This window comes from Brevibacillus porteri (assembly GCF_003013475.1).
Classification (GTDB): Bacteria; Bacillota; Bacilli; order Brevibacillales; family Brevibacillaceae; genus Brevibacillus; species Brevibacillus porteri.
Window position 1 is genome coordinate 94,655 of record NZ_PXZO01000055.1, and the last position, 6,329, is coordinate 100,983.

Consider the following 6,329-nt stretch of genomic DNA (forward strand, 5'->3'; position numbering starts at 1 on the left):
GGATCAGATCCAAGAGATGGCTTCTGGCATGCTCGGAAGTCATCTTCCCCAAAAATTGATTTCGTTCGTATTGGGAGTGGATTATCGAGATGGAACAGCCAGTAAGCGTTAATGAAAAGGTATCTTTTCGGGCGTTGCTTGGCTTGAAAAGTTATCGCTATTTAATCTTTTCTCAATTTGTATCGAACATGGGAGATGGAGTATATCGATTAGCGCTTATTTGGCTAATGAAGGTTTTGACGGAAAGTCCTTTGTTAATGGCGATTTTATTGGCAGCGGAGACCATCCCATTGATCATATTCGGATTGTTCGCGGGAGTTTTTGTTGATCGAGGAAATAAAAAGAGGATCATGGTCGTTTCGCATATATTGAGAGCTGCGCTCATTTTATGCATCGTCCTGTTGTTCTTGTTTAACATGCTGCATCCTGCTGTACTGATCATCATTGCCGTTTTGCTGACTACGGTTAGTGCTTTCTTCAGGCCAGCACTCACGGTAGCGATACGGACGCTGGTTCCCGAACAACATATGACGCAAGCCCAAAGTTTATCGCAGATGATTCAAACGATTGTCAGTTTGGCGGCTCCGGCATTGGCAGCGGGGTTGATCGCGTTTGGAATGGAATATGCTTTTATTTTGAATGTCGTCACCTATTTGTTAGGTGCACTGATTCTTTTATGGATAAGCGAGAGGGAGCTTGTCATTTCTTCTGTCAGTGAGTTTACAGCAAGAATGATCATGACGGATTTGAAGGATGGAATCCATGCGATTACGAAGCATGATTTTTTGCGAAACTGCATGATTTATTTCACCATCCTCAATTTTTTGACGGCTCCAGAAGCGATCTTGCTGCCACTGGTCGTTACCAATGTTACCGAATTAGCCATGCTCGAGATTAGTTTTTTTATCGGGATTATGCTTGGGTCGCTATGTATTAATTATTTGAATCGATATGATGCGATTATTTACATTTGCTGCGGCATTAGTCTGTTCAGTATCGGAATCGGAATGTTTGCGTTTGGTATTCCACTTGTATGGCAAGTCATATGTGTATTCGTGAATGGGATAGGCTCGGCATTCGTCAATATCAAAATTAGTACGTTAATCACCTTGATGGTGCCTAAGGAAGTCTTGGGAAGAGCATCGAGCTTGATCAGTGTAATGGTTATGTGCGCCATGCCAGTCTCCGTCTTTCTGGTAGGTCTGACTACTGGTCTTGTTTCCATCTTTACGATCTTTGGAATCATTGGTGGAGCGGGACTTCTCATTGTGGTTCTTATGCTGATGAACCCACACTTGAGAATGAAAAAAGAACATCACTACGATTATGCGGAACAGAAATCAGGGGGAATCTCTCTTTAGTGCAACTCCTGGTTGGATCGTTACTCAGTCGGAAGCGAGGTGTATTTTTTGCATGAGTGTAAAATTAACGGGCAGAATTGCTTCGACACCAAGCCGCCTCTTGCATGATGAAGTATTGGAACCGCAGTTCAAATATGAAGTCGATCACTTGTTGCCTGGGTATATTCAGATTGAATTCGCCATGCTTTTGGAATATGTCAGAATGGGCTTGATTACACGACAAGACGCTTTGCTTATCGCAAAGGCACTTCAGGGTGCTACACCAGAAACAATAGCTCCTGACCCTGGACGAAACATGTCTGATATTTCTTTTGCCCTCGAGCGTTATATTGAAGGTTTACTCCCGAGACCAGTACCGTGTTGGCATATGGATCGCAGCCGCAATGATGTTCAAGCGTGCGCCCAGGTGATGTTTGGTCGTGTGCAATGGCTGGAGACGATGGGGGAATTGGGACAGCTTATTCAATCGATGCATACATTGGCTGTTCAATATCGTTCGGTTCCCATGCCAGGATATACGCATTACCAATCCGCACAATTGATTACCCCTGGATTCTATCTTTCCTCTATTAACGGTGAATTTTTGCAAGCCATGAATCGATGGATACAAATCTATGACGACATGAACCAGTGCCCGCTTGGGGCAGGGGCCATGGCTGGGGTTGAACTGCCGTGGAACCGTCAACAGTTGTCCAAGCTGCTTGGGTTCAGACAGCCTCGAATGAGTGCGTTGTCGGCGGTCGCGTCTCGGGAATGGGTTTTGAGGATGGCAGGAGAGCTGTCCACCTTCTCGGTATTGGTCTCCCGGTTTACAACGGATTTGATTCAATGGGGCAGCAGCGAAATGAACTTCCTCCAATTGCCGGATGAGCTATCAGGTATATCTTCTGCCATGCCACAGAAAAGAAACTTCCCGATCCTGGAGCGTATCCGGGGGAAGAGTGCGCATCTAACCGGATTTTATATGGATATGGTGCTAGGTCAGCGCAATACAGCTTTCACGAATTTGGTAGAGACGTCCAAAGAGGCAGGCACTCATCTTCTGACGTTGTTTCAACAAACCAAAACATTGTTGCGCCTGTTAAAAGCGGTGATCGATCATTTGCAATTCAATGAGGATCGTTTGCTCCATATATGTAAACGGGACTTTTATGGAGGATTTACTCTTGCGAATTTGCTGACGTTGGAGCATGAGATTCCGTATCGCACAGCACAGGTAATCGCAGGCGGATACATCGTTAGCGCGCTAGAACACGGTGTATCGCCGGAGCCGGGAGATCCACGGCTACTCGATGACGCTTGCGCGGAAGCAGGCTTTCAAGTACCGGATACGGCTTCGCTCCTCGCTGCTTCCTTCGATGTGCAGGGGGGCTTGTACGCGAAGAAATCAACGGGCTCCACGAACCCGGAGGAAGTACAGCAGATGCTGAGTGCACAGAGGGAGCATGCAGAGAAGCTGCAACGGGAGTGGCAGGATCGACAAGGGCAATTGCAGGCGATCGAAGAAAGGCGGGAGAGGTTCATCAAGAGGTTTCTTTCTGGCAAGCAAGGGAAGGATGTGAGCGTAGATGCGGTATGAACAGCTGGCAGATACTATCGGGGATACCCCTCTAGTCAAGCTGAGGCTTGATGAAGGAGCAGTCGGTTCTGTATATGCAAAGCTCGAGTTAATGAACCCGTTTGGTATGAAGGATCGCGTAGCCAAGCAATCGGTCTTGGCAGCGATACAGTCAGGAGAGCTTCAGGCAGGCATGCCGATTATCGAAAGCTCGTCAGGAACGTTGGCGTGTGGCTTGGCCTTGGTTGGGCGCCAATTGGGGCATGACGTACACATCGTGACTGATCCGAGAATTGACCCGATTACCTATGCCAAGTTGACCTCGCTTGGCTGCCATGTTCACGTAGTTTCGCAGATGGGAAAACAAGGGTGGCAAAGCGCCAGACTGGAACGACTCCAAGAATTAATGAGGGAGTATCCAGGAGCGTTCTGGCCTCGACAATACGAAAATCCGGAGAATCCGCGTTCGTACGTTGCGCTGGCGTCTGAGTTGATGCAAGACCTCGAACGAATTGATGTGCTTGTTGGTGCAGTCGGCAGCGGAGGCTCCTTGTCTGGGACCGCCAGAGAGCTGAAGCGTCATTATAAGGAGCTGCGCGTCGTAGCGGTTGATGCAGCGGGGAGTGTGATATTCGGACAGCCCGATCAGCCTACGCGTCTACAGGGTGGCTTGGGAAACAGTTTGGTCGCCAAGAATGTAGATTTTTCCATGATCGATGAAGTGCATTGGTTGAACGATGCGGAGGCATTTGCGGCTACGCTGCAGCTGGCCCGTAATGAGCATATTTTTGCTGGCAACAGCTCGGGTTCCGTGTATGCCGTAGCCAACTGGTTAGCGAGCCAGGTTGGGAGTGAGTGCAATATCGTGGCTATATTGCCGGATCGAGGGGATCGTTATGTCGATACGATCTATAGCGACTCCTACCGTGAGAGCAAAGGTCTGATGCAAACGAACCTGCCAGACACGCCGCAATGTGTGGAACCAAAGACAGTCGTGACTAGCTGGTCCTATTCTAAATTAATGGGGATGTATCCGAATGAACAAACACTTTCTGTTCGTTGAAGCCAATACGACGGGGACAGGTATGCTCGCTATTAAAAAGGCGCGCGAATTGGGGTTTACGCCCGTATTTTTCACAGAGAAGCCTGAACGTTACCACGGTTTGAATGAGTTGGAATGTCACGTAGTCGTGACAGATACGAATTCCCAAGCAGAGCTGACTGACAGTGTAGCACAAGTGAGTAAGGAAGGCAGAGAGATAGTCGGAATCATGTCGACCAGCGATTATTACCTCGAATCGGTAGCCAAGCTGGCCCGGAAATTCGGTTGGACAGGCAATTCTCTGGAGGCGATTGAGACCTGCCGAAATAAAGCGATGTTTCGCGAGAAGCTTCAGGGGTATCAAGTGCCTCAGCCTGAATTTTTGGCAATAGGCTCTATGGAGGCATTGATGGAAGCGCGCTCTTCCATTTCCCTGCCCTGCGTGGTGAAGCCCGCTGATGATAGCGGATCAAATAACGTACGGCTGTGCTTTAGCTGGGATGAAGTGGAGCATATGGCAGCGGAAATTCTTGCGATCACGTACAATGCGCGCGGCCAGGAAACAGCACGAACAGTTCTTCTGGAGCAGTATGTCGAGGGCCCTGAATTTAGCGTGGAGACGTTCTCGTGGCAAGGGCAATGCTTTGTCATCGGGATTACCCAGAAACGGTTAACGGGATATCCATTTTTCGTGGAAGCAGGGCACATTTTCCCTGCACCGCTGTCGGCAGAAGATAAGCAGGAGATCGAGAGAACAGTGGAAAGGGCGTTAGCGGCGGTGAACTACCAGTTCGGTGCTGCCCATACAGAAGTGAAGTGGACATCAGCAGGCTGTGTTGTCATCGAGGTCAACGCAAGGCTTGCCGGTGGAATGATTCCAGAGCTGGTTCGCCGTTCAACAGGGATTGATCTGCTTTTGCAACAGATTCGGTGTGCGGCTGGTCTTGCGCCTGAATTGTCTCAAACAGTCGAAGTGCAACGATATGCAGGCATTCATTTTCTCGTGTCTGAGAGTCAGGGAGCCTTTAGCAGGATACATGGAATGGATACCGTTCGCAACCTGCCGGGGATTGCTGAAGTAGCGATTCATGCAAAAATTGGTCAAAACGTCCAACCGCCGCAAAATTTCTCGCATCGTCTCGGCTATGTCATCGTGGAAGGGAAGCATTACAGCGAGACCGCTGAGCTGATCCAACAGGTAAATGACAACCTAAAGGTACAAGTAGTTCAGCAATTGGAGAGTGGGGTATGAAACCGTTGATAGAATTGAGAAGCGATACATTCACTTTGCCGACAAGTCAGATGATGGATGCCATTCAAGAGGCGGTACTCGGTGACGATGTGTATGGGGAAGATCCTACGGTTCGCCAATTGGAGCAAGAAGCGGCCCAAAAGCTGGGCAAGGAGGCAGCCATTCTCATGCCGAGTGGAACGATGGCCAATCTGGCATCCTTAATGGCGCATTGTCCTCGCGGTTCCAAAGTAATTGTAGGCAATGAGACCGACATTTACATCTATGAAGCGGGTGGCGCGGCTGTGTGCGGCGGTATTATGTACGAACCGATTCCGACGCAGCCAGATGGAAGGCTGGACATCTCAGATATGGAGCGGGTCTTTCCGGTGGAGCCAGAAGATCCACAATTCGCATTGCCCTCCCTGATCTGCTTGGAAAACCCGCATAACCGAATGGGGGGACGTGTCCTACCGCTGTCTTATTTGGCAGAGGTTCGCGCATTTGCAAACGAAAAGGCTGTGCCTGTTCATATGGACGGTGCGCGTTTGTTCAATGCGGCAGTTGCTCTTGACGTGGATGCGGCTGAGATTGCGCGTTATGCGGATTCCGTGCAAATATGTTTGTCGAAAGGGTTGTCAGCACCGATTGGTTCCCTTGTCGTCGGGTCAAAAGATTTTATTCAGAAAGTGTATCGTCTTCGCAAAATGCTGGGTGGCGGTATGCGCCAGGCTGGGATTATTGCAGCGCCAGGTCTGGTTGCCTTGCAGCAGATGACGGATCGATTGGCAGTCGATCACGCAAACGCCCTTCGCTTAGTGCGTGGTCTTGCGGAGATTCCAGGAATCGTGACTCATGTGGAAGATGTAGAGACCAATATTGTGTTCTTCCGGATAGAACACCCAATCCATACGTGGCAGACCTTCATAGAAGCAGCGCAAGCACATGGGCTGCGCGTAGCTGAGCTCGGTCACGGCCGAATTCGAGCGGTGACGCATTCCGGTATTGAGACGGCGGATATCGACAAGGCGCTAAGCATTGTACGTGAACTGTTGCAGTTCCAAACTGTGTAGAGCAGACATGTACGCTCCCCCCTTCAGTAAGAAGGGGGATTTATTAGTGCGCCCAGCATGGGCG

Annotated in this window: 5 protein-coding genes; all 5 read left to right on the forward strand. The window is 49.5% G+C overall.

The genetic code is table 11. From position 1 onward, the window contains the following. Positions 1-89 precede the first annotated feature (89 nt). Genes C7R92_RS25970 through ltaE form a run of 5 tightly spaced genes read left to right on the forward strand, consistent with a single transcriptional unit; the run spans position 90 to position 6,265 of the window. Positions 90-1,361: an MFS transporter gene (locus C7R92_RS25970; protein WP_106836143.1), complete on the forward strand. Its 1,272-nt coding sequence runs from the start codon at positions 90-92 to the stop codon at positions 1,359-1,361. Positions 1,362-1,413: 52 nt separating this feature from the next. Beyond that, entirely contained in the window at positions 1,414-2,940 is a 1,527-nt protein-coding gene (locus C7R92_RS25975; protein ID WP_106836144.1) for an argininosuccinate lyase, read from the forward strand. Beyond that, positions 2,930-3,982, forward strand: coding sequence for a PLP-dependent cysteine synthase family protein (locus C7R92_RS25980; RefSeq protein WP_069851620.1), 1,053 nt, complete (start codon positions 2,930-2,932; stop codon positions 3,980-3,982). The genes C7R92_RS25975 and C7R92_RS25980 overlap by 11 nt, the downstream gene beginning before the upstream one ends. After that, positions 3,957-5,213, forward strand: coding sequence for an ATP-grasp domain-containing protein (locus C7R92_RS25985; RefSeq protein WP_106836145.1), 1,257 nt, complete (start codon positions 3,957-3,959; stop codon positions 5,211-5,213). The genes C7R92_RS25980 and C7R92_RS25985 overlap by 26 nt, the downstream gene beginning before the upstream one ends. After that, on the forward strand, positions 5,210-6,265 hold the full coding sequence (gene ltaE, locus C7R92_RS25990) for a low-specificity L-threonine aldolase (protein ID WP_106836146.1): 1,056 nt from the start codon (positions 5,210-5,212) through the stop codon (positions 6,263-6,265). The genes C7R92_RS25985 and ltaE overlap by 4 nt, the downstream gene beginning before the upstream one ends. Positions 6,266-6,329: the final 64 nt, after the last annotated feature.

Bases quoted from the DNA above. Each gene is read 5' to 3' on its own strand.
- C7R92_RS25985 (WP_106836145.1), top strand. From the start codon at position 3,957: ATGAACAAACACTTTCTGTTCGTTGAAGCCAATACGACGGGGACAGGT.
- C7R92_RS25975 (WP_106836144.1), top strand. From the start codon at position 1,414: ATGAGTGTAAAATTAACGGGCAGAATTGCTTCGACACCAAGCCGCCTC.
- ltaE (WP_106836146.1), top strand. From the start codon at position 5,210: ATGAAACCGTTGATAGAATTGAGAAGCGATACATTCACTTTGCCGACA.
- C7R92_RS25980 (WP_069851620.1), top strand. From the start codon at position 2,930: ATGCGGTATGAACAGCTGGCAGATACTATCGGGGATACCCCTCTAGTC.
- C7R92_RS25970 (WP_106836143.1), top strand. From the start codon at position 90: ATGGAACAGCCAGTAAGCGTTAATGAAAAGGTATCTTTTCGGGCGTTG.